This window comes from Maridesulfovibrio salinus (assembly GCF_055394525.1).
In genome coordinates, this window is record NZ_AP042461.1 from 3315347 (window position 1) to 3341560 (window position 26214).

A 26214-nucleotide genomic window follows, 5' to 3' on the forward strand; every position below is an offset into this window, starting at 1 on the left:
AACCCGGCAGCACCCTTTTGCAAAAATCGAGAGAGCCACACGAACAACATTACGGAGGCTGAAAGAATGAAGAAGGTAGAATTGAAGCGTGTCGAACAGTCCGAAGAGGTGACCATCGGTGTTCTTGTCGTGGACGGAGAAGGCGTCTGCTGGTGCCTTGAAGAGCCGTGGCGCGAGAATGAACCCAATGTGTCCTGCATTCCTGCGGGGACTTATCCGCTGGCATTGGAACATTCCCCCAGCAAAGGGCGTGAACTGTGGACCATCAAGGATGTGCCGGGCAGGTCCTACGTGCGTATCCACATCGGCAACTCGGTTGATGACACCGCAGGCTGTGTACTTCCCGGCGAACTACCAACAACCAAAAATAACAGGCGTGAAGTCGAATTCAGCGCGCGGGCTTTCGGCAAGTTCACAAAAGCCATGGGCGATAGCGAGGCCACCGCGCAGATCACAGTTATCAACGTTGACGGCAGCAAGGGCGAGAAGGCCAAGCCCAAGAAAGCAAAAGAAGAAGCTCAGAAACAGGAAGGAGGCGAATAGAATGTCTTTCTGGCTCAACTGGATAATCATAATTCTGGCAACGTTTCTGGTTGTATGGCCCTGTGTTGACCCCAGATTTGAAGGAAAAGATAGATCCCTCATCCCTCTGGGGTTGGGCTGTGCTTTTTACATTTTGGCCCTCTATCTCTGGATTGCCAGCGATATGTGGCTGTGGATCAACTGGGTACTTCTGGGCGTAGCACTGGGGCTTGCCGCTTGGGCTCGTTTCTCTCCCCGATTCAAAGGGACTCACAAATATGGCGGAATTGTACCGCTGATCATCGCAATTCTTGTCATCGTGTTGGATGCCGGTTCCTGGATTGCCTACGGAATTTGGGGCGTGTCGTGATCGATTCAATTCTTGATCTCGGCAGCACCATCATCGACAAGATCTGGCCCGATGCCGGTGAACGCGAAAAGGCCAAACTCAAGCTGATGGAATTACAGCAGTCCGGGCAGCTTGCCGAGCTGGAAGGCCGCTTAAAAATCATGCTGGCTGAGATGAACGGCAACTGGTTGCAGCGTTCATGGCGGCCCATTCTCATGCTGACCATCATCGCCATCGTGGCCAACAACTACCTGCTGTACCCGTATCTTGCTTTGTTCTGGACCAAGGCCCCGCACCTTGAGCTGCCCGCACAGCTCTGGTCACTGATGGAGCTGGGGCTGGGTGGTTACGTGGTCGGGCGCAGCGCGGAGAAAGTGGTCAAGACCTGGAGGCAGAAAAGTGAATCTTGACATGGACACCGTAGATCATGCCCTACGCTGGCTTCAGGTCGTGGTGGTCCCCTTGTTCCTTTACATCCGCAGCCAATTCAGCAGTCTGCGGTCTGATATGGCCGAGTTCAAGGCCAAGAAGGACAAGGAGCTGAAGGAGCTTAACGAGAGGATCACCAGAAACGAAGCCGCCCTGTGCAACCTCCCGGACAACAAGGCCATGCATGATCTGGCCCTGGCCGTGGAAAGGCTGCGCAGTGATGTGGTGGGCATGGGGGCGGAACTGGGCGGGCTGAAGAATCTGGTGGAAAAGGTGGATCGCATTGTTGAACGGCAGGAAGATCACCTGCTGAATGGAGGAAAATAGTGGCTTACTCGGAAACCCTACTGGAACACCTGCGCATTACCATTCTGCGCTTCCTGCAGGAGGAAGCAAACTACGCGCTCAATGAAGACATCCTGTTGGATTTGACCGTTGAATATGCCTTTGACCGTGACAGCGCAAGGCTGCGCAAGGAACTGCGCTGGCTGGAAGATCAGGGCCTGGTGGAACTCAAGGACATGAACGGTATCTACATTGCCACCCTGACCAAGCGTGGTTCGGACGTGGCGGGCGGCAAGAAGCATGACGGCGTTAAGAAGCCGGAGCCGAGGCTGTAGTGGCTGACAATAAAGTTGGCCGTGGTCGGCTCTCATCCATCCACACTCTGCCTGAAGAGGTTCGGGTCTTTGTTGTGGACGCGCTGCGGGACAATCGTTTGTCCCAGAAGCAGATTATGGAACAAGCCAATGAGTTGCTTGAAGAGCTGGAAATGGAAGAGAGGATCAGCCGGTCAGCTCTTAACCGTTTTGCCATGGCCACGGAACGAGCTGCGCGTGAAGTGCGCGTTGCCCGTGAAGTTGCGGAGCAGATTGTGGGCGATCTCGGTGACGTGCGCCACTCAGATCTGGGCCGAGCAACTGTAGAGATGGTCCGCACCCTGACTTTCAAGACCGCTAATAAAATGCTGGCCGGTGAAGAGCTGGATGCTGAATCCCTCAAAGATCTGTCGCTGTCTGTCCAGCGTGTCCAGAAGGCCGCCATGGACTGCGCCAAGTTCGAGCTGCTGGCCCGTGATGCCAAGAAGGCAGACGAGGACAATGAGCCTAGAGACATTGTTGTCACCTGGGCGGATGAGGATGAAGACGATGAGTAAGATGCCTCAGAAAGTCGTTATCCCTTATTCCCCGCGCATTCTTCAGCGTCAGGTTTACAAGGATCAAAAGCCGTATCGCTTTTCTGTCGAGATCTGCCATAGGCGTTTCGGCAAGACGGTTATGTCCGTCAACAAGTTGATCCGGCGCAGTATTCAATCTGAACTGCCGGACTGTTTCAGCTCATACATTGCGCCGCTCTACCGCCAGGCTAAAGCGGTGGCATGGCCGTATTTGAAATATTACCTGTGGAACTATCCGGGTATCAGCTTCAATGAAGCAGAGTTGAAAGCATGCTTTCCCAGAGATTCCAGGGGACGGCAAAAGGTCATTCAGCTTCTTGGAGCCAACAATCCCGACAGCCTGCGCGGCTTGTATTTTGACGGCGTGATCTTTGACGAAATTGAACAGATGCCATGGAATACATGGACTGAAATCGTTCGCCCTGCATTAGCAGACCGTAAGGGCTGGGCAGATTTCATCGGCACACCCAAGGGCAAGAACGTCCTTTGGAAACTGTACCAGAGGGCCAAGAATGACCCGAACTGGTTTGCGGCACTTTATCGCGCTTCCGAGACTGGGATTCTTGATCCTGAAGAACTGGAAGCCATGAAGGCGGATATGTCTCCTGAGGAATACGAACAGGAGATGGAATGCAGTTTCATGGCTGCAATCAAGGGCGCGTTCTTCGGCAGATTGATGGCCGATGCCGAGCGGGACAAACGTATCGCAAACGTTTCTTACGATTCCAGCTTGCCGGTTCACACTTCATGGGACCTTGGCATGAGCGATTCCACATCCATCTGGTTCGTGCAGGCGTATCCCGGCGGCAAGTACGCTGTGATCGACTACTACGAGGCCAGCGGGGAAGGTTTGGACCATTACGCCAACGTGCTCAGTGAGAAACCTTACAGCTACGGAAGGCACATTGCGCCCCACGATATCCGGGTGCGTGAACTGGGCACGGGAAAAAGCCGGCTTGAGGTGGCCCGTTCTCTGGGAATCCGTTTTGACGTGGCTCCCAACATTCCGGTGCAGGACGGTATCAATGCCGTGCGTACCATGATTCCCAACTGCTATTTTGACCAGAGCCGCTGTGATCTCGGCATTGAAGCTCTGCTGCACTACCGCCGTCAGTTCAGGGAAAAGGCCGGAGATTTTGCCAGCAAACCTTTACATGACTGGTCATCCCATGCGGTTGATGCCTTCAGATATTTTGCAGTTGGTTTTCGTGAGGATCGCAGGCGCGGACCACGTCAGAGCCACACGATTAACACTTACAGTTCTATAGGCCTTGCAGTGGGAAACAATCACCAGCAGGCAAGAGCTGAAAACACAATATGGAGCATGTAATGGGCGGAGTAGTTGAAGCAATTTTTGGAGGGGGACCGAAGGTTTCCAGCGGACCATCTGCCGCAGAGCTTGAAGCGCAGCGCAAGGCGGATGAAGAGGCCGCAAGGCTTGAGGAAGAACGTTTGGCCCAGGAAGCCAAAGAGGCTCAGGAAGCTGAGGATAAAGCCAGACGGGAGCGCAACGAGCGCAAGCGTGGGCGTGGTTCCACTCTGGCCACCGGGGCCTTGGGACTGGAAAGCCAGGCCGATGTAAGCACCAAAGGTCTAAAGACCAAGCTGGGAGCATAGATGGATCTCGCTGATAAAATCCTTGCCCACTACACGGATGCCAAGAAGGACCGTGACCAGTGGACCGGACTTTGGGATGAACTGTTCAGCTATTTCATGCCCATGAAACAGTCCTCCATCAGCAAGGGGCAGGTGGGTGATGAAAAGGTCTTTGACAGCACACCTGAATACGCGCTGAATCTGCTGGCTTCCGGTCTGGGAGGTCTGCTGACTGATGGCAGCGACTCCTGGTACTCGGCCCGGTTCAAGGATCAGAACCGCGCGGATGACAGCAGGATCAAGGAAGGACTGGCCGCAGTGGAGGAAGAGTTCAAGCTGATCTTCAGCAACACTTCCACCGGCTTTGCCCAGTACGACCATGAACTGCTGTTGGATGTGGCCCTGCTGGGAACCGGGGTCATGTACGTGGAAGCCGACCCTGAAACCGTGGTCCGCTTTTCCACCCTGCCGCTTGCCCAGTGTGTGGTCAGTGAATCATCCAAAGGCCGTGTGGACACTTTGTTCCGTGAATACGAGATGAGTGCGCGGGCCGTGCTTCAGGAATGGGAAACCGCATCGGATAAGGTGAAGGAACTGGCGGAAAAGAAGCCGGAAACCAAGGTGTCCATTCTGCACGCTGTTTATCCCAGAGAAGACAAAAGCACAGATCCGGGCGCGAAGAATATGCCCTTCGCTTCCGTGTACATGGAAAAGGACTCCAAGACCGTATTGGAAGAATCCGGCTACCACGAATTTCCTTTCATGGTTCCGCGCTGGGGGAAGTCTGCCGGGGAAGTCTACGGGCGCGGTCCGGGTATGACCGCTCTTTCCGATGTACGTGTGCTGAACGCCATGTCCAAGACCGGACTCATGGGCGCGGAAAAGATGGCTGACCCGCCCATGCTTGTTCCCGATGACAGTTTTCTGGGGCCTATTCGTTCCGGTCCTGGCGGGCTTTCCTATTACCGCACGGGAACCGGCGATGATGTGAAGCAACTGCCCGTGCGGGTGGATCTCTCTGCCACAGAGGCCATGCTGGAACGGCGCAAGCAGTCCATCCTGCGTATCTTTCTGGCTGAGATCATGTCACCGCCTGAAGCTTCGGCCACAGCCACGGAATGGTTGATCCGCCAGAGCGAGAAACTGCGCATTGTCGGCCCGGTCCTTTCCCGGCTGACATCGGAATATCTTTTCCCGCTGCTGAACAGGGTGCTGGGCATTCTGGACCGCGCCGGGAGGCTGCCGGCCTTTGAGTCAGCCAAAGCGGCGGATGTGATTGTCATGGTGGTTCAGACCGCAATCACCAGGCTGCGCAAGGCTCAGGAAAGCGAAGGTCTGCCGCAGGTAATAGGGCTGCTGGCTCCGTTTATTCAGGCTGGAGATGTTGAAGCAATGGACAACTTTGATACCGACAAGATCACCCGGCACCTGAGTGAGTCTCACGCGCTTCCCGCCTCTTACCTGCGTGACCCTGATGAGGTGGAAGAACGGCGGGCGCAAAGAAAACAGGCCATGCAGGCTCAGCAGGCCACGGCAGAAGCCGGGCAGCTGATGAATATAGCCCAGCAGGCACAGCAACTGGAGGAAGGAAATGGCGGAAAATGATGCAAGTCCGGAGTTGATGGAAATGCACCGGCGTTACCTGCGGGTGTTTGAAACTGATGACGGGCAAAAGGTGCTGGAAGATTTGAAAGCCAGAGGCTTTTACAGCAGAAGCTCTTTTTCCCTGGAGCCGGGACGCACGGACTTTAACGAAGGCAGGCGTTCCATGGTCAATCATATCATGCACATGACTGACATTAACAATTTTACCCCGACTAAGAAGGAGGAATCCCATGAATAAATCCCTGCTTGAACAGGGGGCCGGAGGCGTGGACGGTTCCGAGGATACCGTACTGAAGGAAGGATCTGAAACTGAAGCCGGTGCGGACAGTTCCGCCGAGCTTGAACAGGACAACTCTGCTGAAGGAGGTAGCGAGGATTCCGGTGAAGAAAGCGCGGAAGCTGAAGCTGCTCCTGGAGATGGACCGAAGTTTCTCATTCCCGGTCCTGATGCCAGCCCGGAAGAACGGGCAGAATTCTTTAAGGCTATGGGAGTGCCGGAAGAAGACAGCGGCTACTCGGTGCCGGAAGCAATGGCAGAACTTGAAGACGCGGTCAGTGATAGCTTTAAAGGCAAGGCCCGTGAGCTGGGACTGACTCCCGAACAGTTTGAAGGAGTATGCGACTGGGCGGCAAAACAGGCAGCCGAGCTTGGTGAAGCCGCACAGGAAACCGAATCTGAAATTGACCAGAAGGAACAGTTGAAATTGTTTCAGCAGGAACACGGCAAGAAAAGCTCAGAAATGCTCAATAACGCCATGAATGCTGCTCTGGAAATGGGCGGCCCTGAATTTGTGGAAGCACTCGGTCCTGCCGGAAATAACGCCATTGTGCTGAATGCCTTTGCCCGTCTGGCCCCGCAGGTGACTGAAGGCAAACTTAAAGGGCCGAAGAAAGGTAAATCGGGTGTTTATACCCGTGAAGAACTGCGAAAGATGCAACAGGACCCGCGCTTCAGCGATCCCGCAAAAAGGGATGAAGCATACGTGAAAAAGGTGCGGGCCGGATATGAAAAACTAAACGAACAGAGAGGTTGATATGGCTGATAATGATGTCAGTGCCGGTTTTGTTTCCGAATTCGAAGACGGAGTGCATATCGCATATTCGGCTCAGGGCGGTTCCAAACTGCGTAATAGTGTGCGCCTTAAGACCAACGTAAAGGGCAAGGACACCACTTTTCAAAAAAAGGGCAAAGGCAAGGCGGGTAAAAAAACTCGTAATGGTGATGTTCCGCTGATGAACCCGGATCATTCTACAGCAAAGGCCGTACTGGAAGACTGGTACGCTCCTGAACTGGTGGACGAGCTGGATGAATTCAAAATGCAGCATGACGAGCGCAAGACAGCCCAGATTATTGCGGCTTCTGCTATAGGTGACGTTATTGATGGACAGATCATCGGTCAGGCGGGCCTGACAACCAACATCGTCGGTGACGGAGCCAATGGGTTCAGCAAGGTCAAACTCCAGCAGGGAAACAAAATCCTGAACGGAAACAGCGTTCCGCAGGACGGCAACAGATTTGCCCTTGTCGGCCCGAACCAGTGGGAAGAATTGATGAACATCAAGGAGTTCGCTTCCAGTGATTACTCCAAAGACCTTTTTCCCTGGCTTCAGTTCATAGAAGGCAAAAGCTGGAACGGCTACACCTGGCTGATGCTGCCGGATCTGCCGTTGGTTGACGGGGTGCGCAGTTGCTTCTTGTATCACAAAACCGCCATCGGTCTGGCTGAAGCCTGTGACGTAAAATGCAAAATCGACTGGGTTCCCATGAAAGCGGCGCATCTGGTGAACAGCTACATTTCCGCCGGTGCTGTTCTTATCGATGGCGAAGGCGTTGTTGAAATCAAATGCGATGACGATGCAGCTCTCGCTTAAACGGAGGATTTAACATGGCTTATAATTGGGAAATGATGAGACGTATGGATGGAATCCCCGGCCAGCAGCTCTTTCTGTATAAGAGCACTGATGTGGCGGCGACCATCAAGGCCAGCGGCTACTTCAACGATGCGGTCAAGGAATTCAACCTTGATACCGGCGATACCATCATCGCCACATCAGGAGTAAATGGTGCGGCCGCAGTGGATACTCTGGTGGCCACAAACACAAACGGAACCGTGACCGTGGTGGCCGGCGCGTAAACTGGCGGCCTTGACCGAAATATTACTTACCAACGGGGAGGCCGCACGGCTTCCCCTTTTTTATTTAGGAGTTTTTTATGGCCAGCGTTGTTGAGATCTGTAATTCCGCTCTGACCCTGCTGGGTGCCGATACCATCGCTTCCACAAGTGAAGAAATCCAGGGGGCGCGGCTGTGCGCACTGCACTGGAATAATGTGCGTGATGAGGTTCTGCGTTCCCATGACTGGGTATGCTGTCAGGAACTGCGCACCTTGGCTGCCAAGGCTGAAAAGCCGGCCTGGGGCTGGGATTATGCTTACCCGGTTCCAGTTGATTTGCTCAGGATTTCCGAAGTGGCCGGTAGTACCGGTTCTGTTGTTGATAACTGGAAGCGAGTGGGAGGAGATATACTTTGTAATGAACCGTCCCCCTTGTGTCTGCTGTACGTACGCCGGGAGGATAGCCCGGTAAAGTATGACTCAATGCTGAAAGCCGCACTGGCTGAATGCCTGGCAAGCAAGATTGCCTATCCGCTGACCGGCTCCACTTCCATGGCCGAGGCCATGCGCGGTCAATATGAGCGGACCCTGCAACAGGCGCGGGGCGTGAATGCCAGGGAAACCGGCAACAACCACAAGGTGGTCCAGCAATCCAACTGGCTGGCCGCAAAATACGGAGGCAGATGATGAGCATAGCGACACCGGCAATTACCAGTTTTACCAGCGGTGAAATTTCCCCGCGTCTGGCTGGACGCGTGGATGTGGCCAAGTACTTTGCCGGGTGCAGGAAGCTGGAAAATTTCCATGTCCATCCTCATGGCGGCGTAACCCGGCGCAGCGGCATGCGTTTTGTGATGGAGGCCGCCAGTCAGAGTGATGAATCCCGGCTGATTTCTTTTGAATTCTCGGTTGACCAGACCTACATCCTTGAATTCTCGCCTTTGAAAATGAGGGTATTCCATGATCAGGGCGCGGTGCTGAACGAGGAAGGCGCGATCTATGAACGGGAGACTCCCTATACCGCCGAAGACATTCAGGGGCTGCGCTTCTGTCAGTCCCTTGATGTGCTGGTGCTGGTCTGCCCCGGTCATACTCCGCAGCGTTTGACCAGGACGGATCACGATAACTGGACGCTTACCGCCATCAGCGGCGCACCTACCGATGGCGGGAACAATGCCATTGCCTGCTGTTTTTATCAGGATCGTCTGTGGCTGGCTCTGCCTAACGGAGCCATTCATTTCTCCAAAATCGGGGATTACTGGAATTTCACCCAGCCAGCCTTAACAGAAGAACCGGCAGCGGATGAAGCTGGGGAAGTGACCATCCGTTCCGGCCAGGGCAACCGCATTGAATTCCTGCAACCTAAAGACAAACTTTATGTGGGCACACGGGGCGGTACCTGGACCATATACGGAATCGACGACACCATCACCCCGGACGGAGTCAGGGCGCAGCAGGCCAGTACCGTGGGCGCGGGGCCTTCCGCGCCGCTACTGGTGCAGGACTCGGCCCTCTATGTTCAGCGTTCCGGCAGGCAGGTCATGGAAATGGCCTATTACTACCAGACCGACAACTATCCTTCCCGTGACATGACCATCTTTGCCGAGCACATCTCCCGCAGCGGGCTGAAGGAGATGGCCTATTGCGCTGCCCCGGATTCCATCGTCTACGCCCTGCGCAATGACGGAGTTTTGCTGGCCTGCACCTTCATGCGTGAGCAGGATGTGGTGGCCTGGAGCCGGATCATCACCAACGGAAAGGTTGAATCCATCGCGTCAATCCATAACGACAGTATCGGCCGTGATGAACTCTGGGCGGTTGTGGCCAGAGAGGTAAACGGAGTGACAAAACGGTTTGTCGAATATCTGGAAGCTGAATTCAACAGCGCGAAAGATGAAACAGTCGAAGACTCGTTTTTCCTAGATGCTGCGGTGACTTTCGACCTGGCTGAAAAGACGACATATCTGGACGAGCTGGAACATCTGGCCGGTGCCGAGGTCGATATTCTGGTGGACGGGGCGGTGGTTCCCTCCCAGACGGTCAAGGAAGACGGGACACTGGAACTGAAGAATGGTGGAAAGAAAATACACGTGGGTTTCGGTTATGCTTCCGTGCTTGAACCCATGCCCCTGGAAGTGGGCAGCCAGCGCGGGACCGCGCAGACCAAATCCAAGTTCATCAATAAAATATCCGTACGCTTTTACAACACTGTCGGCGGCAAGGTGGGACTTTCCCCTGAAAAGCTGGACACCATATTTTCCAGAACTTCACAGATGGCCGTGGGTAAAGCTGTTCCGATTACTTCAGGAGATAAAGAAATCGTGTCTCCATCCGGCTGGAACAAGGACGGTTGCATCCACATCCGTCAGGATCAGCCGCTGCCCATGACCGTGCTCATGATTGTCCCGACGCAGGTTTTAAACACATAGGAATCAACATGAAGACAAGCAAACGCAGATTCATGGCCACTGATGCCATTGATATCAAGCTCCGGGATCTGGATGCGAAAGACCTGCAAGGGGTCGATCTGTTTGAACAGGGAATAAGACTTGAACAGTCCCAGTTTTCGGTGACTCTGGTTCGTGAGGATGGGGTTATCATCGCCAGCGGAGGTGCTCTATGTACCGGATACGGAATAGCTCAAGGATGGATGCTGACCAGTGATCTGGTGCCGGAATACGCCCTTCAGTTCCTGAATATTCTGCGACTTGGCATGCGCCGGGTGATCAGGGAATTCGAACTTGTGCGCATTGAAACCACGGTGCTGCCCGAACATGCCGCCAGCATCAGGATGCTGGAAGCAATGGGGTTTCTTTGTGAGGGGTATCACCGGAAATGCGGTCCCAATCATCTGGACCGTTATACTTTTGCCTGGGTGGTGTAGCTATGGGATCAATTTTACTTGGAGCGGCCGCAACCGCCACAGAAGCGGCAACAGCCGGGCTGTTCGGTTCCGGCGGAGCCTTTGCCATCGGTCAGACTGTATCAACTCTGGGGCTGGGGGCTTCCGTTCTGGGAACCGTTGCCTCAACAAATTCCCAGAACAAGGGGTTGGAGTACAATGCCAAGATTCAGGAGCAGAACGCACTGTTGGCTGATGATGCGGCTAAACGCAACGTTGCCCTGGAAAAGAGGGAGAATGAGCGGGAACTGGAATTACTGCGCAAACAGCAGAAAAGGGAGCGCGGGCAACGGGTGGCTGATATTGCCGCATCCGGCCTGAGCCTGTCCGGTTCTCCGCTTAGCGTGCTGACCTCGCAGGACTGGCTGGACAAAGAAGAACAAAATTCACTGATTGTCAGCAGCAATCAACGGCAGCGCAATATGCTGTATCAATCCAGAACCGCACAGAATGCCAGCCTGAATTCCGCCAACAGTTCCAGGATGCAGACCAGTAATGCCGGTTACTGGGGAGCGGCAGGAACGCTGCTTTCCAAAGGGAGCAAGGCGTATGGCTGATAGCGGAATTCCTTTACAGCTGGGCCGGGTTCAGGCCGGAAATGCCGGGAATGGAGTTAATCCCTGGGCTACGTCCAGGGGAGCCGAAACAATGGCCCGGATCGGCAACCAGATGTTTGCGGATGGTCAGGGGCAGATGGAAGATCAGGCCCGTACCCAGCTGCGCGATTATTTCACTTCCATGGAATCCGAGGAACTGGAGCTTCAGAACGGCTGGCAGGAACGTACCGGCGAGGACCGTTTCAGCGTTGGCGATGAGTCGCAGAAATATTATCAGAAGAAACGCAAGGATATTGAAAAAACTTTCGGCTGGCATACCGAGGCCAAAAACGCGGCCCTGGATAAACTGGCCGGCATGGAAGCGCGCGGCAACAGCATGGCCATGACTTATGTGGCCAAGCAACGTCAGGAGCAAAAGGCATTATCTTTCCAGAATGCCGGGGCCAACCTGCTCAACTTTGCTGCTTCCAATCCTGAAGACGCGGTGGGCATCTTTGAAAAGCTGGGCGAATTGAATGAGGATATTCAGGCTTCGTACACACCGGAACAGGCCGTAAAGCTGATGCGCACTGTTCAGGATCAGACACTGGTTTCCATGCTTTCGGCCCAGAGTCTGAAAGATCCGCGTCAGGCTAAGCAGAGTCTGGAAGGATTACTGGACAGGGAAGGCAGCTCTCTACTTTCTGCTGATCAACATCTGAAGATTTCCAACAAAATTGATACGGATATCCGGCTGCTTGAAAGGCAGGAACGGGCCGAACAGTTGGTCCGGGAACGGGAAGCAGCCAAGGCTCAGGAGGAACGGGCTTTGGTGCTTCAGGGTAAGCTTGCCGATGCCCATGCCTACGCAGTGGCCACCGGTTCGGAGCCTGAAGGATACTCCGACTTGTTGGCGCAGTACATGAAACTCGGCGGCAGCTATGCCCGGCAGGGGGAAAAGCTGGTCAAAGAGATGGAAAGCCGCCGGGAGATGGCCTTCTTCCTTCAGGAAGGCAGCGTGGACGAGTCCGGCAACCTGACTCCCATCAGTGAACAATGGGCGCGGGTTGAAAGCCTGCGTCCCGAACAGGTTGAAGGCGCGTCCGAGCAGCTTCAGAAATATGAGATCGCCCGTGATGCCCTGAGCAAGAGGCTGAAGGCTTTTGAGAAAGACCCGGCTGGTTCCGTATGGGATCGCGCCGGACGGAACGTTGAAGCTGCGGCAAACGGCTTGGATATTACTGAGGAAGAACGGCTGCGCTTGACCGTGGAAACATCCTTACAGATGCAGGAACAACTAACAGGCCGACCAGGTGTAGTTCTGCCGGAACAGGTCAAGCAGAACCTGAAAGCAGAATTCAGCAGCGCGGATACAGCCGGCAAGCTTGATTTCTTGCGTCAGCTTGAAGGTAGCTGGGGCAGTTACTCCGGCAGAGTCATAGATGAAATGGAACTTCCGGAAGGTGTTGATCTTGTTCAGGAGCTGTTGCCCACGGCCATGGATGAGGACCTGCGCACACTGGTTGCCGCTTCAACAACTGCCACTGCAGACATTCCTGGCAACCTGAAGGGAACTGAACTTAATGACGCGGTTGCAGCTTCCAAGTTCCTTGGCCTCATGCAACGGGTGGGAACGCTGGTTCCGGCCAATGAATCCATGCAGCGCAGAGTTGCCGGACTGGAGGATATGACCAGGAACGGGGCCAAGCTGACCGGGTCATCAACCGGCGCAACCATTCTGGATAAATACTATCAGGTTATAAATGATGACCAGCTCGCCGTGTTTTTTCCCAAGGATTTGGATGCGGGAGCTGTGGAAGATAAGCTTGAGGACAGGCTGGACAAGCTTGATGAGGAGCTTGCTTTCAAATCTGCCAGCCTCGGCGATGCGGGAGCAAAGGAATATATTGAGCACATAACTGAAAACGGGGTCTGGATAACCATGAATGAACGGTTCATGCTGCTTGATCCCGCCACGCAGAAGTTGGTCACAGGCGAAGACGGCAAGGCTGTGGGGATTAATTTTTCAGAGATTGGGCCTGCCAAACGGTGGTATGAGATATGGTAAGTATTGAACTTTCCACTCCTGAAGACGAACGCAACCGGGTAATGGACAACCGTCCTGAGCTGGGCCGTTACCTCGGCGCATCCATGACCGAAGCTTTTGAAGACACCACGCTGGGCATGGCCATAGACGAAACCCGTATCGCCAATGCCGAGCGTGATGCCTATGGCGCAAGCTCCAGCTCGTTTTGGGGGCCGAACCCTTACGATCCTGTCACTCAGCAGAGTCAGTGGAAGCAGCATCGCAGTACCCGGAAGCAACTCCCGTACATGTCTGAAGCAGACTGGCAGAAGTCTGAGCACTACCGGAAAGGCATCAAGTGGGAAGAGACCATGACCCCTGTCCGGGCCGGGATCTATGCCGAAGAATTCGACAAGCGCAGGCAGCGTGAATCCATCATGGAACGAGGTGGCGGCGGTGCGCGGTCTGTCCTCGGCTTCGGGGCCGGGATCATCGGCAGTCTGCCTGACCCGATCAACTTCATTCCTTTCGGCGGAGCTGTTCGCGGTGGTTCCACCATGGCCCGTGTGGGCGCGGCCGTCTTTGAAGGCGCGGCCGGTACCGCGCTGGCCAATGCGGTGGTCATGCCCAACCGGGCCAAGTACGGCAAGGATTACGAACTGGCAGACTATATCTCTGATGTTTTCTTTGGTGCTGCCGTTGGCGGTTTGTTCGGCTACGGCGGTGCCAAGCTGCACGATGCCCAGGTGACAAAACTGCGCCGTCAGTCAGATGCGCTGACCCGCCAGAAAATTGCCGAAGCTGCATATAAATCCATTGATGACCTGAACAATGACCGCCCTGTGGATGTCTCAAACATCCTGAAGGAAGTGGAAGATCTGGGCCGCGGCTATGACCGTGTGCTCGCAGATCCCGTTGGTGAAGCTGACGAGATACTGGCCACTTTAGAGCCTGAAGACTTGGAAAAGATTCTGGTTGAACGTGGGCCGTCAATGTTCAACGAGGACGGCAACCTTGTAGTTAAGCACAAGAAATTTGCCCGTGAATATAAATCCCGTGGCTGGGGCCTGGTCAAAATCATCTGGAGGCATGGGGAGGAAAGCGGCAAGCACCCTGAACTCAGGGTCAGGAAGGAAGATATCTTGAGCCTTCCGCATGTGGTCAGGGAGTTCGAGCCGACCATTGAAAAGAACGGCAAACAGTTAAACTGGGTTATTCCCAGAGGGGATGGAACTGATTTTGTTTTTGTTGCCAAGCACCGCAAGGGGCAAAAAGACAAAACCTTGGTAACAGCATTCATTGATGGCACCAAAAGCAGAACTCCATCCAAAAAAAGAGAAGCTTCGCGCGTCTCCCATATGATGGCTTACCGTAAAGGTCGTCAAACACCCGATGGGGATACACCTGATGGGACTTTAAAGTTCATCTCCGATCAGGGGCGGGAAGCTTCAGCTTCAGAACGTTCAGTTCTTAATAAAGAAATAACTACCGATTCCCACAAAGTCAATCTGAAAACGGAAACTGTTGACCCCATCAAGCCGCTGGAAGCCCCGGACTACAAAGCTGATGCCTTTGAAACCATGGGCATTGATGCCAGGAGCGGCAAGTCTCAGGAAGAAATTGAACTGGATAGGCTTATAGCTGAAGGCAGGGTCAGCGAAGAAGATATGCTTGAACTGGACTCTGCCAAAGATCTCGAAGCCAAGGTGGCCGACATGGAAGAAGCCGGACTGGGCGTAGTTGAATGTGTATTGGGGGTGCCGGATGCCGAGTAAAGCGGATTGTGTACAGGCAGTGATTGACGGCGGACTTGATCGCAAGGATGCCGTGGCCGTTGTTGACAAGATGATTGAGCGCAAGAAGCAGCTGAGTGCTGAAGGCGGGCTGAACCGGGCCACTGAAGAGCTGGTTGATCTGCTTGCCAAGGAGTCCGAGGAAGCGGCCATTGCGGCTGCGCTTAACCGTAAGCAGGTTGCCCTGACTATCCTGAAGCGCAAGAACGTGGATAGTTTTATCTCTCAGGTTGAAGGGGAAGGCTTTCATTTCCTTGATGCTATGGAAGCCATGATGGTCGGCAGCTCCAAGCGTTTCAGCGGAGCTAGGAACAGCGTAAGCCGCAAGATGCGTAGTATTCAACGCCGTTGGCAGGGTGGAATCCTTTCCGAGCTGGAAGAACTGGACGGCCCGGTGCGAAAGCTTCTGCTGAAGGATAAGGATTTTCAGAACGATGTGGCCAAGGCCATGATGGAGCCGGAGAACTTCAAGGGCAAGCTGGCCGGACAGGCGGCGGAAGTGCTGGGCAAGTATTGCGAGGATGCAAGAGTCCGCATGAACCGCGCCGGAGCCAACATCGGCAAGCTTGAAGGCTGGATTCCACAGTCTCATGACCAATCTAAGCTGCTTTCAAAAACACTTGGGGGCCGCAGCGGCTGGGTTGATTTCGTAATGGAACATCTGGACGCTGAAAGATCCTTTCCTGATATGGAAGAAGACGATGTTCGGGAAGCTCTTGAATCCGTGTTCGATACCATCTCCAGCGGCAAAGACCTTAAGACTAACGCGAAGGCTAAGGGTGAACACGTTGGGCCTGCCAACCTGGCCCGCTCCATGACCAAGCACAGAGTGCTGCACTTCAAGAGTGCTGATGATTTTCTGCAATACCATGAGGTTTATGGGCGCGGGAATGTTCTGGATAACGTGCTTGGCCATCTGGATATGTCTTCCCGCAAGCTGGCCCTGATGGATACCTTCGGACCTAACCCGGAAGTGATGCTGGAATCCCTTATCGAGGCAGAAAAGTTAAGGGTTCGCAATGATGTTGATGCCGCGCGAAGCTATGTGAATTTTGAGAAGCTGCGCAACATGCGCCAGGAAATGACCGAGCCGCAGATCAAGGCGCATGCCGAGCAGCGTCTGAACAATGCCTGGAGCCAGGGACGGGTTGTTTCCGGTAAGCTGGCTCACTGGTATGCCGAACTGAACGGCGAAACCTTCGGAGCTGTGCGGCCCACGGCTGCGAAGATCGCATCTGTTACCCGTGCAGTAATGAGTATGGGCAAGCTGGGCGGGGCAACTCTTTCCGCTGTGGCTGACGTGTTCGTCAAGGCCATCAATGCCAGGCATCATGGCAGAAGTCTGCTTGATTCATGGAAAACCGCTTTCGATATGCGTTTTGAGGGACTGAGTTCTGAAGAGCAGCGCAGGATCTATCGCTCACTGGGAACCATGATTGACGGCACCCTCGGTGATCTGGCCGCAAGGTTTGAGGCTCAGGATTCTCATCTGGGCAGCACCAGCTCACACCTTAACCGCTTCTTTAAATGGTCGGGCCTTACCGCATGGACCGAGGCCAATAAGTCCGGTTACGTGCATATGCTTTCCACGGAGCTGGGAAACGTTAGTGGGTTGATCTGGGAAGATCTGCCTGAAGCTACCCGGCGCATACTGGATTGGCAGGGCATCAGCATGGAAAAATGGGAAGTCCTGCGCTACGCCGCATCCAAGGAAGCGGACGGCAACACCCATCTTCTACCTGAAAAAGTCTGGGATCTGGACGATGCGGATATTGATCCACTCATTGAGCACCGGCTTGAGAATTTCCGTGGTGATGACGAGCAGCGCGAAGCATTTCAGGAACGTCTGCGCACCGACATGCGCCGGGAGCTGGAAACAGACCTGATGGGCTACTACGCAGACGAAACCATGTACGCCATCATTGAACCTGACGAAAAGACACGGGCCGCCATGGTGCGCGGAACTCGTCCCGGTTCAGGCTGGGGCGAAGTCGCCAGGTTTGTTACCCAGTTCAAGAGTTTCCCCATTGCCTACATTCAGCGCACCATGGCCGGTAAACGCTGGAAGCGTGCCGATGTTGACGGTCTGGACCTGATGGGGGTCAGCCATTACGTGGCCACTTCATTTATAATGGGCTACCTGGCCATGACCGCCAAAGACCTTTCCAAAGGACGAACTCCCCGTGAGCTGGTGGATAAGGACGGCAATATCAACATGGGAACCGTAAGCGCGGCACTGCTTCAGTCCGGTGGAGCCGGGATTTACGGGGATTTCCTGCTGGGTAAGGTTAACCGTTTCGGTGGCGGATTCCTTGGAACTATCGCAGGTCCCGCAGTCTCAACGGCCAGCAGCATAGGCGTTTCCATAAATCAGCTTTACACAGGCGAAGCGACTAAAGGCCGGGACGGCCTGATCCGGGAAGCCTTGAATAACACCCCATATCTGAACCTTTGGTACACCCGCGCCGCCTTTGACTATATGGTCGGCTACCACATCCGGGAAATGATCAGCCCCGGAACCATCAAGCGCACCCAGCGCAGACTTAAAAAGGAATACGGACAGGAATCTTTGCTGCCCTTGGAGAACATTAAGCGAGGTGGAGGCTGGAGGTAGTTGTGATTACTGCAAATAGCCTTGAAGAAGATCTTATTCTTCAGATGAATTTGGTCAAAGATGGGCAAAGAATGCCTGAAGAAGTCGTCTGCTACTTATATGACCGTTACCCAAAGCTTGAGCAGGTGTTTCGTTCAATTAGACAAAAGAGAAAGGAGCGCAAGGAAGAACTCATTATCAAGCTGAAGGAACAAGGGCTCAATACAAAACAAATAGCGGAACGGATTGGGGTTTCATCCAGGCATGTACGAAGACTGAGTGCGAGGCTTCGCGCTGAAGATAGCTAAACCGAAGTGGCCACGCGAGGTTCATATATATAATGAAGGGAAAGGGAATATTTGAAAACGCCGTATCAGCGTTTAAAAAATAAAATCCGACCTAAACCCTGGAATGCAAACAAGGAGCCTGAAACGGCAGATTTGATCTTTGAAAATGAAATATGTGATAAAAGATCAGCGGCCCGGATCAACCGGACCGCTGGAAAATTTCTACTAGAAATGAAAAGGTGTTTCATATAGTGAAACTGAAAACTAAGGTTAATTATATCGCCTGAGGGGGCGAATTATCGCGCGCAGCTACAGATGAAACGGCATTCAGAATCATTCTGAGCATAAACTCTATGAACGGTGCCGAGTCCGCCTTATTCGTGCTATGTTGAAGAGCGTCATAAAATTCTTCTTGGTGTTAGAAAACCAGACTTTCCACCGGGACATCCGCCAATAGTGCGAACACGGTTGATGCGTCTTAGCTTTAACTCCTTTGGGCTATCGGTTAAAACGGTCAAACGCCCTACTTCCTCGCTTATCTGGGCTATCAGATTTACGATTAGTGGGGTTATTGTGTGGGGTGGGTGGCAGGTTGGCATGGGGGAAGTTTAGCATTTCATTTCAAGCAATCCACACCCTGCTCAGTAGACGGCGCAACGCGAGAATGATAAAGGATTTCTTTAACTCGAAAGAAATAAACGAAGCATGGAGAATGTTTGTTGAACACAAACAAAATGAAAAGTGGTCCTGCAAAACGAGGGACCAGTAAGGGACTAGAAACAGAAAAAGGCGCATGGTATTCTTTGCAGAATCGCCATAACGCCTTGAATTTTCTGGTAGGCCACCAAGGACTTGAACCTTGAACCAACGGATTAAGAGTCTATAACCCTAAATTACAACCACCTAAAATAACAACATAAAAAGATAGAAACACACCTTCCTGAAAGGTAAAAAGGTGAACGGAGGGTGAACACACCCACCACTTAACTCAACCAAAAATCCCCCACCCGAAACAAGCCCGGACAGGGGATAAAAACACGTCAAAGAACGCGCTTAGTTCTCTATCAACTTTCCTATTTTAAAATCTCCGTAACAACCTGTTTGCCAAGAATTGATTCAAGCGCATGCTGCCAATCTTTCGGCGTTGCAGGCTCGGCAGACACCCCACAAATACGCTTGAAAGAATCTCTAGTTACCTCACTAATCTGCATCACATCAAAATCCTGAGATGTCCTTTTAGATGCTACCTCACGGTGCACAGTACACCCCGACTGAGTCTCAACTATATGCTTTACGTTTGGCATTATAGTTTCTCCTTGATATAGATTTTTCCAGACCTGAATGTCATGGGCTCCGTTCCTGCTACAGCTATTGCCAGCCTTTTAATATTCGGATCGTCAACCAAGCTAATCATGTCGGACGTTATTTTAAACTGTCCGGACACGACCTGCGCGGTCAGAGCTGCAGGAGTCAGGTTACAGCGATCTGGTATCTTCACAGCTTCAGTCCCGTCTGGAGCCTGAGCAAGGGGAGTTACGAGGGTTGCGGTTGTGGTGTATAAACTTCCTGCAAACCGATACCCGACATTTGAGGTATATTGATAAAGGGTAAACGCCCCTGTCGACCCTAATGCATCAGATGCAAAGTCTTCACACAACCATCCACTGAACGGGTCCGTTGCTTCTGGCCATGTTATACGACCTTCACTAGCACCACTGGGAACTCCTGCACCTACATAGTAGTCCCCCGTTTCAGGAACAGAGAAAGGAGATTCAAGAGACTGCCACTCTTCACCAGTAGAGAAAACATGAGACGCTGTTCTTGCAACAATCTCAAGGTTATCTCCACTCAGCTTTTTAAATATGCACAAACGATAAGGAACAGTGTTTTCGCTATCTGTCCATATGCCAAGCTCGCTTATGGTTTTTCCATTCGGGACTTTTACCCTGTTGTTGACATAGTATTTACTAACATACCCATAGGAATAAAAGCTCTGTGCAGGTGTGGCTTCTTCGGTTCTAGCTGTTGACTTTTCAACAACCTGCGACACTTTATGCTTAGCTCCGTCAATCTCAATATCATTGTGGAGTGCATTCTGGTCAGCTGTGTAAGTCAGGTTCGATGCTTCTTTCAACTGAATTTTATGCAGTACGCTGTAAGCAGGCATGCCGATTCTGAACTCAGTGTAAGCAGGAACATCACCAACGGCATACTCAAATTCCTGCCAATTTTCTGTCCATCTCGTTTCATTGATGGTGGCAATCGAAATCCAATCAGTGCCGTCAAAACCCTCAACTGTAACATTTTCAGGCGGGGTTTGAGTAAGCCCGCCGGGGATTCCACCTCCGAGCACAATTGCGCCAAGCTTCACAGGATTCGGCGCAGTTATGTATGCGAATCCGGGAGTCCCGGTAATTGCCCATGACGGTGTATATCCTGGCACTGAGGTCGCCCCGTCATTCCTGCGCAGCATGTACGCTGCATAGCTGTCATTAACTTTATGGGATTCGCTGATTACCCACCCATCTACAGTAGAGGAACCGGACTCGGTGTCATACGTTACCCCCGCAAACGAGGGGATCAACTCTGCCCCCATCCCACCAACTGGCGGACCGTTCGGCTTGACCATCTTTTCGGCTAAGGACTCAGAGGATTCGAATACGAGGTCAGAAGTGTTTGAACCAGTTCCCCAAGCCAAGGGGATTTCCGGCCCCATATACTCGCCAACAACTCCCGCTCCTAACTTAAGAGCAAGACCAGTTGGCTTTTTAAAAACTTTTGTTGGAGCTACAGAAAAAGGCGGATTTACTGTAACGGCATACATACTCCCGTATTGATACCCTGTTACAGGAGCTACCGTGGTTGCAGCAAAAGTAAGAGTTTCCCCTACAACAGCGTCAACAGGATTGGCCCGTAGAGCTGAAGTGTCATACATATAAGCGCCTGCAGTATTAAAATTAGCTCCTGCAACATAGAAAACCCCTGTAGAGGGCACGTCATATGGGGTGTCTAACTCAGCGTATTCCAAAAGGCCGGAGCCAGAATGGGTTAGTTCCACTCGGGCAACACATGTGTATTCCGTTGCCGAGTCCTGTCTATAGATAAATAAGTATCCAGTCTGGGCGGATGAACTTTTCAACCCTAGTGCATCTATCCTTTCGCCATTAGGGAGGGGATAATTGTTATTCATAAAAGTAGAACCAAAACTGTTACTAGCTCCAGCCTGAGATGTCTCCACGGTAGTAGTGCCCCCGCCCGATACACTGTCTACTGATGAGGACCCGGTGTCCGCCTCTATCTCGTCCCCGACCTCAAGCGGGGTAGTGGTATCAAAACCACCAACGGAAACGTTGGTAATATTATCCAGTTCACCACTTGTGATCTCAACTTCACCCTTCGCCGAAATAATCTGATTAATATTGTCACAACCAACGGAATGCGCAGGAGTATGAACGCCGTCAGCGTCAACAGTCGCACCGGGGTAGCCCTCAACAGTATCCGCAAAGGTCATAGTAGGGCCGTCCTGAATTGGGACGTCTTTAACGGTAACAGTGTGGGTGGCTGCTACTGATTGCTGAAAGCCGAACTTTGCAGCATAAACAGTCATGGTGAAATCAGTGTCAATATCAACGCTGGGCAGGGTCCATGTAATTTGACCGCCTGAAACCACAGCAGAGCCGCCAGTTACAGCCACATCATAAACGTTGCCTTCAACATGATTGGTAATCGTGATAACAGTCTCTTCCCCCTCGTTGGCTGGGCTGTTACCAGACAAAACAGGCGTAGGGGTAATCTTGAGGTTTGCGGCTGCATCAACTGCAACGTCACGGGCTGCTACGGCTTCGTCTTTAGCGGTCACCGCCTCATCACGTGCGGTTCCAGCCTGAGTCACAGCCAAATCGCTCTGGCCCTCTACCCATTCGCGGGTAACTGGGGCGTTCTGCGCTGGTTCAGCCGCATAGGTAACAACCGGATCAATCAAAGTTTTATTATTAAGGGTCTGGGCATCGTCTACCCCGACAATAGCCGAGGTGGTGCCATGCGAATCTGCACGGTTTTTATGCGCATTCAGATGGGTCAAAGCCTGCTCAACTCTGGCTTGGTTTTTCTCCAAGATCGAGCTTTTTACAGAGTCACCACCGGGGGTAGTGTCGATGCTTCCTGCATCGTAGCTGTAATTGAGTTCTGCCATAATTCACATCCTGTGAAGCAGTTCACCTTAGGTGAAGTTGTGCACGTCCTGTGCTTTATTTCAGTAGATTCAAATATTCGTTAATTTCGTTTTCAATTTCGGGGTTCAGCTTGGCAATGACCGGAAGCTTCACAAGCTGGCTTTTCATGCTGCCCGGAATAACCTTTGAAAGCTTGGCTCCATCCGTGAGCCACTTCACAAAAGCGGGGTTAGTGATCAGCTTAGCCCCTGCATATGGAGACATCGAGACAGCAGCACCGGAAAATGCACCGCCCACCCCTCCAGAAGCAAAGCCGGTCAAGGGCATCATGTAGGTTGCCATTGTCCCCACGGCCTGCCCTGTACGGGAAGTGTTCGCCATGGCAACAACGTCTTTCTGGGAGCCAATCACCCGCACCAGTTTATCAAGTTCGCCATGCAGATTTTTATATCTGGAGCCATGGAAAAGGGCCTGCTTGGATTCTGGTGCAAGCCTGTTCCAGTTGGTCAGGAAGGTGTTAACGCTGAAAGCTTCCCCGGCTACATCCTGTTTACCGGGGGTTGCTCTGCCCATTCTTCCGAGAACTGTACCGGCTACCGTATCCCACTCTTCCGGCTGAAAGTTTCTGCGCAGAATAGCAAGGCGGGTTCCGCCGTCCTTTGCGCCAGATACCGCCAGATTGAATGCCGCTTCATCCGTTTTTGTCTGCAACACTTTTTCAAGGGTGGGTATGTTGTGCGTCATTTGCTGTCTGTAATAACGATTCGCCAGCTGATAAGCCTTTTGAGCGTTTCCACCCTTCGCCATGGCTGCTGCTTCAAGGTCATTGGTAAGAGCTTCATAAAGCCGTTTTAGCTGCGCTCTATTCACATCATCCACGGCGTTGAATTTGTCACCAAGGGCGTTGCCGACCTCTGTTCTCAATCTCTTGAGGGTTTGAAAATCCAGAATGCCGTCCGGGGCATCCTTGGCAACTCTGCTGGAAATATCTTGCAACCCTCTGGTGAATCGTGCGCCAAGCTCAGGGGCATCAGCAAAACTTTGCAGAGTCGCTTCCAAATAACCCTGAGTATTATCTATCGGGACGCCCTCACCTTTTGGAAAGTACTGGTCTACAGCATCATACAAAACGTTTGATCTGTTCTTGAACCGGTTAACCGCTCCCTGCGCTGCCGCCTTGATATGCTCCCCTGCTCCCTGTGGAGTCATTACAGGGCCATATTCATTTGCAAGAGAGTTCGCCGCTCTGGTGGTGTCGTCCAAGGTCGTTGCGGCTGATTCCTGCATGATCCGGGCAGAGGCCGGAAGCTGAGAAAAGGCCTGCTCAGTCGCTTGAATTGCATTGTTGCCTGAAATCGCACCGGCTGAGGGTCTGACTCCAAGGTCTGCATAATCCTGTGCAAGCTGCTTTGCCCCGGCACCAGCAAGATGGTTTTTAATCGGTCCCATCATGCCCTTAACAACAGGCCTAGCAATATCAACTGCAGTATCAAACGCCTTGGGAACAACCGCCCCCATGGTCGCGTCCACTGCCGCCCCTGTCATGCGTTCCTGAAAGGGCTTAGGAGGTGCGCCAAAGAGATATTCTTTCCCCAAGTCCCAGACCTGACCGCCGATTGAATCACCAAGCCCAGCACCAATCAAAGCACCACCGGGGACAGGGGAACCAAAGCCAAGAGTCCCCCCGATTGCGCCGCCTACTAACTGCGCTCCAGCACGTCCCCAATCAGTCCCTTCATCCCTTGCGCTGACCGGATCAGGGGTTACCCCGATCTTTTGCGCAAAATCATTGAAAGGCATGTCGGAATAGAACTTTTTGTGCAGCCCCTGCGCAAGTTCAAGGTCATTCACGTCCTGATATTCAGGATACTTTTCACGAATAGTTTTGATGTCCATTATCTAATCCCCAGTGGGTCGCTTTTAGGCTGAGGTGTTTCTGATTGTCCCGGCTGGTCCTTAATCCCGAGGTTCTTCTGAAATTGGGCCTTCTTGCGCTCCAGCAACTGACGAACTTCTTTATATGAAGCCTGCAAAGCTGCCTGCCTGTTGCCCCACTTCAAGGGGTTTGTCGGAATCTCAGTCGGGTTCAAAAGCATCTGGTCCATCAACTCAAGGTCAGGACCATTCAAAACGCCAAGGTTCAGAAGCTCTTTCATTTCCATCTGGACGCCACGGTGGGCCGCTTCAAGCTGAGCCACGGTTTCAGCATTGAACCCCATGGAAGGTTCCCAGCCATGTTGCCCCACCAGTTCCTCCAGCCTGTTGAGGGAGTTGGAAACCCCGGCTACCGCTGTCAGTGCGTTACGGTTGTCCCGCACCTCGGTAGCTGAAAGCTTCACACCTCCGGGGCCGACGATCACCCCGCCACCCTGATTAATATTGACCGCCGCTGGCTTGGAAACCTTCCACCCTTCTGGGATGATATTTCCCTTGACGATGTACTTTTGTTCACCGTTGCCGTTCTCGATCACATCATACTTGGGAGCCTTGCCAAGGGCTGAATACTTGGCGTTAATCGCTGCAATCGCCGCTGCTGTGTTCAGCTTGTTTTTTCTCTGCTGATCAGGTGTTTCGTAGCTCATGGCCTGAGGAGAAACGTAGCCCAAAGGATTGAATCCATATTTAGATTCCATCTCCCTGCTGTCCCTGCCATACACACCGGCATCACCCTGCAACTGACCGGAGAAGGCCAGACCGTTTGCCTGTCTGGTGTAATTTGCAATGTCGTTCTGCCGTTGGGCCTGATCCCTCTGAAAATCAAACTGCTCTTGACGAAAGGCTCTGTTGTCGGCCTGCTCCTTTCGCATTGTTTCGAATCTGTCGCGCCTTAGATTACGATCCTGAGTGGTGTTAAAGGACCTCAAAAAGTTGTCCACGAATGCATTTGCGCCCTGTCCGTTCATAGCTACCCCCTTAGAACCAGCCGCTAATCATGTCACCGAACCAATCAGAACCAGCAATTGCCCCACCAATGCCACCAGCTGCACCGAGCCAACCATTAGTGCTATTAGTCTGGTTTTGCTGCTGCTGAGCCGAATAGTTCTTGTCAGTGGCGTATTTGTTTGAAGCTGCCTGCATCTGTCCGTTAGCAGTTGATCCGGCACCGGCTGCAAGGTTTGCGGCATTGTCAAAAATGCGCTGCTGCCCTGCCTGCTCGTAGTTGATCTTGGCGAGGTCATAGGCCGATTTTTCGTCAATCTGCCCGTTGTTCCAGTTACGCAGATTCTCGGCCTGTGCGTAATCCCAAGCCATTTTATTTTTGTTGTATTCGTTCTGCTGCGCTGCATCCATAAAGCCGAACTTTGCAACGTTTTCGTTCTCCTGCCTCATGCGGTCCATGTCGGTTTGTTGCATCTGGTATCGCTGGCCCACTGCTGTAGACAGCCCGTTATTCAGCTGACGCTGGTTGTAGCCCATGGCGTCAGACATAAGGCCATTACCAACTGATCCGTACATGCCGTTGTTTCCGTAAACGTTCTGAGTGTTCACGGTAGCGGTGTTGTAGGCCTGATACGCCGGTTGCTCATATGCCTGTTGCAGCTTGTCATAATCACCATCCATGAGCGCACCCGTAGTCTGATACTGCGGGGCCTGCACGTTCTGGTAATAATTCATCTGGGTTGGACCGGTTTTCTGATTTCCGGTGTAGGTGGGGTACGCGGGGGTACTCATACCGTTCAAGGTGCTTTGGGCCTTGTTCAGCGCGGAGTTCACCACATTTTGCGCAGTGGTGTTGTTGCTCCCGTAAGGAGTATAGGTATTGTCTGCCATGGTTCACATCCTGTGAGGTTTGCACGTCCTGTGCGGTTGCAGATATATTTTTAAATTGCCTTGCTAGGCGTTTATTGATTATTATCTTTTAAATAAAGGAGCCATCACAATGGAACCTCCCATTAATATTAACAAGACCGAAAAAGAAATAATCAGGCAAATAGTTGCCGATGAACTTGAGAAAGAATCGACTCAATTAAAAGAAAAGATTGACGATTCAGAACACAGCATGAAAGAAGAATTAGGACTTTTGCGACAAGACATTAAGTCGCTGGCCTCTGTTATCGCTTACAGTGCTGTCTCCATTTGCATCATTATTTTGCTTTCAAAAATGTTTTAATAA

27 protein-coding genes are annotated in these 26214 nt (G+C 52.5%); 22 read left to right on the plus strand and 5 right to left on the minus strand.

Annotation, left to right across the window (positions count from 1 at the left end):
- The first annotated feature begins 66 nt into the window (after positions 1–66).
- The 21 genes from ACZ5PW_RS15070 (at position 67) to ACZ5PW_RS15170 (ending at position 17949) form a co-directional block, all read left to right on the plus strand.
- Complete coding sequence (locus tag ACZ5PW_RS15070; protein WP_464555193.1) at positions 67–543, plus strand: DUF5675 family protein; 477 nt, start codon at positions 67–69, stop codon at positions 541–543.
- 1 nt (position 544) lies between these two features.
- The gene (locus ACZ5PW_RS15075) at positions 545–892 is read left to right on the plus strand and encodes a hypothetical protein (RefSeq protein WP_464555194.1); all 348 of its coding nucleotides are present in this window, start codon (positions 545–547) and stop codon (positions 890–892) included.
- Positions 889–1281: a holin family protein gene (locus tag ACZ5PW_RS15080; protein ID WP_464555195.1), complete on the plus strand. Its 393-nt coding sequence runs from the start codon at positions 889–891 to the stop codon at positions 1279–1281. Before ACZ5PW_RS15075 ends, ACZ5PW_RS15080 begins: the two co-directional genes overlap by 4 nt.
- Positions 1271–1627 (plus strand): hypothetical protein, encoded by a 357-nt coding sequence (locus ACZ5PW_RS15085; RefSeq protein WP_464555196.1) that lies wholly within the window; start codon positions 1271–1273, stop codon positions 1625–1627. Before ACZ5PW_RS15080 ends, ACZ5PW_RS15085 begins: the two co-directional genes overlap by 11 nt.
- Positions 1627–1920, plus strand: a complete 294-nt coding sequence (locus tag ACZ5PW_RS15090; RefSeq protein WP_464555197.1) for a VpaChn25_0724 family phage protein — start codon at positions 1627–1629, stop codon at positions 1918–1920. The genes ACZ5PW_RS15085 and ACZ5PW_RS15090 overlap by 1 nt, the downstream gene beginning before the upstream one ends.
- Positions 1920–2456 carry a phage protein Gp27 family protein gene (locus ACZ5PW_RS15095; protein ID WP_464555198.1) on the plus strand — a complete coding sequence of 179 codons (537 nt, stop codon included), beginning with the start codon at positions 1920–1922 and terminating at the stop codon, positions 2454–2456. The genes ACZ5PW_RS15090 and ACZ5PW_RS15095 overlap by 1 nt, the downstream gene beginning before the upstream one ends.
- Positions 2449–3807: a terminase large subunit domain-containing protein gene (locus ACZ5PW_RS15100; protein ID WP_464555199.1), complete on the plus strand. Its 1359-nt coding sequence runs from the start codon at positions 2449–2451 to the stop codon at positions 3805–3807. The genes ACZ5PW_RS15095 and ACZ5PW_RS15100 overlap by 8 nt, the downstream gene beginning before the upstream one ends.
- Positions 3807–4094: a hypothetical protein gene (locus tag ACZ5PW_RS15105; protein ID WP_464555201.1), complete on the plus strand. Its 288-nt coding sequence runs from the start codon at positions 3807–3809 to the stop codon at positions 4092–4094. Before ACZ5PW_RS15100 ends, ACZ5PW_RS15105 begins: the two co-directional genes overlap by 1 nt.
- Complete coding sequence (locus ACZ5PW_RS15110) at positions 4095–5678, plus strand: portal protein (protein ID WP_464555202.1); 1584 nt, start codon at positions 4095–4097, stop codon at positions 5676–5678.
- Complete coding sequence (locus ACZ5PW_RS15115) at positions 5665–5916, plus strand: Bbp19 family protein (RefSeq protein WP_464555203.1); 252 nt, start codon at positions 5665–5667, stop codon at positions 5914–5916. The genes ACZ5PW_RS15110 and ACZ5PW_RS15115 overlap by 14 nt, the downstream gene beginning before the upstream one ends.
- Positions 5909–6712 carry a capsid assembly protein gene (locus tag ACZ5PW_RS15120; protein ID WP_464555204.1) on the plus strand — a complete coding sequence of 268 codons (804 nt, stop codon included), beginning with the start codon at positions 5909–5911 and terminating at the stop codon, positions 6710–6712. Before ACZ5PW_RS15115 ends, ACZ5PW_RS15120 begins: the two co-directional genes overlap by 8 nt.
- Before the next feature lies 1 nt (position 6713).
- Entirely contained in the window at positions 6714–7550 is an 837-nt protein-coding gene (locus ACZ5PW_RS15125; protein WP_464555205.1) for a phage capsid protein, read from the plus strand.
- Positions 7551–7564: 14 nt separating this feature from the next.
- Complete coding sequence (locus tag ACZ5PW_RS15130; RefSeq protein WP_464555206.1) at positions 7565–7813, plus strand: hypothetical protein; 249 nt, start codon at positions 7565–7567, stop codon at positions 7811–7813.
- Between the two features lie 77 nt (positions 7814–7890).
- Positions 7891–8478, plus strand: a complete 588-nt coding sequence (locus tag ACZ5PW_RS15135; RefSeq protein WP_464555209.1) for a phage connector family protein — start codon at positions 7891–7893, stop codon at positions 8476–8478.
- Positions 8478–10220, plus strand: a complete 1743-nt coding sequence (locus tag ACZ5PW_RS15140) for a phage tail protein (RefSeq protein ID WP_464555211.1) — start codon at positions 8478–8480, stop codon at positions 10218–10220. The genes ACZ5PW_RS15135 and ACZ5PW_RS15140 overlap by 1 nt, the downstream gene beginning before the upstream one ends.
- Before the next feature lie 8 nt (positions 10221–10228).
- A complete protein-coding gene (locus ACZ5PW_RS15145; RefSeq protein WP_464555213.1) occupies positions 10229–10675 on the plus strand; it encodes a GNAT family N-acetyltransferase in 447 nt (148 codons plus the stop codon).
- 2 nt (positions 10676–10677) lie between these two features.
- A complete protein-coding gene (locus tag ACZ5PW_RS15150) occupies positions 10678–11250 on the plus strand; it encodes a hypothetical protein (protein ID WP_464555216.1) in 573 nt (190 codons plus the stop codon).
- Positions 11243–13297 carry a hypothetical protein gene (locus tag ACZ5PW_RS15155; protein WP_464555217.1) on the plus strand — a complete coding sequence of 685 codons (2055 nt, stop codon included), beginning with the start codon at positions 11243–11245 and terminating at the stop codon, positions 13295–13297. The genes ACZ5PW_RS15150 and ACZ5PW_RS15155 overlap by 8 nt, the downstream gene beginning before the upstream one ends.
- Complete coding sequence (locus ACZ5PW_RS15160) at positions 13291–15030, plus strand: hypothetical protein (RefSeq protein WP_464555220.1); 1740 nt, start codon at positions 13291–13293, stop codon at positions 15028–15030. Before ACZ5PW_RS15155 ends, ACZ5PW_RS15160 begins: the two co-directional genes overlap by 7 nt.
- Complete coding sequence (locus ACZ5PW_RS15165; protein WP_464555222.1) at positions 15020–17662, plus strand: hypothetical protein; 2643 nt, start codon at positions 15020–15022, stop codon at positions 17660–17662. Before ACZ5PW_RS15160 ends, ACZ5PW_RS15165 begins: the two co-directional genes overlap by 11 nt.
- 2 nt (positions 17663–17664) lie before the next feature.
- A complete protein-coding gene (locus tag ACZ5PW_RS15170) occupies positions 17665–17949 on the plus strand; it encodes a helix-turn-helix domain-containing protein (protein WP_464555224.1) in 285 nt (94 codons plus the stop codon).
- A gap of 1052 nt (positions 17950–19001) precedes the next feature.
- Here the strand turns inward: ACZ5PW_RS15170 and ACZ5PW_RS15175 are convergent.
- Genes ACZ5PW_RS15175 through ACZ5PW_RS15195 form a run of 5 tightly spaced genes read right to left on the minus strand, consistent with a single transcriptional unit; the run spans position 19002 to position 25871 of the window.
- On the minus strand, positions 19002–19232 hold the full coding sequence (locus ACZ5PW_RS15175; protein ID WP_464555227.1) for a hypothetical protein: 231 nt from the start codon (positions 19230–19232) through the stop codon (positions 19002–19004).
- A complete protein-coding gene (locus ACZ5PW_RS15180) occupies positions 19232–22120 on the minus strand; it encodes a hypothetical protein (RefSeq protein WP_464555228.1) in 2889 nt (962 codons plus the stop codon). The genes ACZ5PW_RS15175 and ACZ5PW_RS15180 overlap by 1 nt, the downstream gene beginning before the upstream one ends.
- 55 nt (positions 22121–22175) lie before the next feature.
- Complete coding sequence (locus tag ACZ5PW_RS15185; RefSeq protein WP_464555229.1) at positions 22176–23996, minus strand: hypothetical protein; 1821 nt, start codon at positions 23994–23996, stop codon at positions 22176–22178.
- Entirely contained in the window at positions 23996–25003 is a 1008-nt protein-coding gene (locus tag ACZ5PW_RS15190) for a hypothetical protein (RefSeq protein WP_464555231.1), read from the minus strand. The genes ACZ5PW_RS15185 and ACZ5PW_RS15190 overlap by 1 nt, the downstream gene beginning before the upstream one ends.
- Positions 25004–25013: 10 nt before the next feature.
- Entirely contained in the window at positions 25014–25871 is an 858-nt protein-coding gene (locus tag ACZ5PW_RS15195) for a hypothetical protein (RefSeq protein WP_464555233.1), read from the minus strand.
- A gap of 109 nt (positions 25872–25980) precedes the next feature.
- On the opposite strand from ACZ5PW_RS15195, the gene ACZ5PW_RS15200 reads away from it, so the two are divergent.
- Complete coding sequence (locus ACZ5PW_RS15200; protein ID WP_464555234.1) at positions 25981–26211, plus strand: hypothetical protein; 231 nt, start codon at positions 25981–25983, stop codon at positions 26209–26211.
- The last annotated feature ends 3 nt before the right edge of the window (positions 26212–26214 follow it).

Excerpts from the sequence above, each read along its gene's own strand:
- ACZ5PW_RS15180 (WP_464555228.1), bottom strand. The coding sequence starts at position 22,120 with ATGGCAGAACTCAATTACAGCTACGATGCAGGAAGCATCGACACTACC.
- ACZ5PW_RS15125 (WP_464555205.1), top strand. The coding sequence starts at position 6,714 with ATGGCTGATAATGATGTCAGTGCCGGTTTTGTTTCCGAATTCGAAGAC.
- ACZ5PW_RS15165 (WP_464555222.1), top strand. The coding sequence starts at position 15,020 with ATGCCGAGTAAAGCGGATTGTGTACAGGCAGTGATTGACGGCGGACTT.
- ACZ5PW_RS15140 (WP_464555211.1), top strand. The coding sequence starts at position 8,478 with ATGAGCATAGCGACACCGGCAATTACCAGTTTTACCAGCGGTGAAATT.
- ACZ5PW_RS15105 (WP_464555201.1), top strand. The coding sequence starts at position 3,807 with ATGGGCGGAGTAGTTGAAGCAATTTTTGGAGGGGGACCGAAGGTTTCC.
- ACZ5PW_RS15175 (WP_464555227.1), bottom strand. The coding sequence starts at position 19,232 with ATGCCAAACGTAAAGCATATAGTTGAGACTCAGTCGGGGTGTACTGTG.
- ACZ5PW_RS15195 (WP_464555233.1), bottom strand. The coding sequence starts at position 25,871 with ATGGCAGACAATACCTATACTCCTTACGGGAGCAACAACACCACTGCG.
- ACZ5PW_RS15190 (WP_464555231.1), bottom strand. The coding sequence starts at position 25,003 with ATGAACGGACAGGGCGCAAATGCATTCGTGGACAACTTTTTGAGGTCC.
- ACZ5PW_RS15110 (WP_464555202.1), top strand. The coding sequence starts at position 4,095 with ATGGATCTCGCTGATAAAATCCTTGCCCACTACACGGATGCCAAGAAG.
- ACZ5PW_RS15145 (WP_464555213.1), top strand. The coding sequence starts at position 10,229 with ATGAAGACAAGCAAACGCAGATTCATGGCCACTGATGCCATTGATATC.
- ACZ5PW_RS15135 (WP_464555209.1), top strand. The coding sequence starts at position 7,891 with ATGGCCAGCGTTGTTGAGATCTGTAATTCCGCTCTGACCCTGCTGGGT.
- ACZ5PW_RS15155 (WP_464555217.1), top strand. The coding sequence starts at position 11,243 with ATGGCTGATAGCGGAATTCCTTTACAGCTGGGCCGGGTTCAGGCCGGA.
- ACZ5PW_RS15150 (WP_464555216.1), top strand. The coding sequence starts at position 10,678 with ATGGGATCAATTTTACTTGGAGCGGCCGCAACCGCCACAGAAGCGGCA.
- ACZ5PW_RS15130 (WP_464555206.1), top strand. The coding sequence starts at position 7,565 with ATGGCTTATAATTGGGAAATGATGAGACGTATGGATGGAATCCCCGGC.
- ACZ5PW_RS15115 (WP_464555203.1), top strand. The coding sequence starts at position 5,665 with ATGGCGGAAAATGATGCAAGTCCGGAGTTGATGGAAATGCACCGGCGT.
- ACZ5PW_RS15075 (WP_464555194.1), top strand. The coding sequence starts at position 545 with ATGTCTTTCTGGCTCAACTGGATAATCATAATTCTGGCAACGTTTCTG.
- ACZ5PW_RS15070 (WP_464555193.1), top strand. The coding sequence starts at position 67 with ATGAAGAAGGTAGAATTGAAGCGTGTCGAACAGTCCGAAGAGGTGACC.
- ACZ5PW_RS15160 (WP_464555220.1), top strand. The coding sequence starts at position 13,291 with ATGGTAAGTATTGAACTTTCCACTCCTGAAGACGAACGCAACCGGGTA.
- ACZ5PW_RS15100 (WP_464555199.1), top strand. The coding sequence starts at position 2,449 with ATGAGTAAGATGCCTCAGAAAGTCGTTATCCCTTATTCCCCGCGCATT.
- ACZ5PW_RS15200 (WP_464555234.1), top strand. The coding sequence starts at position 25,981 with ATGGAACCTCCCATTAATATTAACAAGACCGAAAAAGAAATAATCAGG.
- ACZ5PW_RS15120 (WP_464555204.1), top strand. The coding sequence starts at position 5,909 with ATGAATAAATCCCTGCTTGAACAGGGGGCCGGAGGCGTGGACGGTTCC.
- ACZ5PW_RS15185 (WP_464555229.1), bottom strand. The coding sequence starts at position 23,996 with ATGGACATCAAAACTATTCGTGAAAAGTATCCTGAATATCAGGACGTG.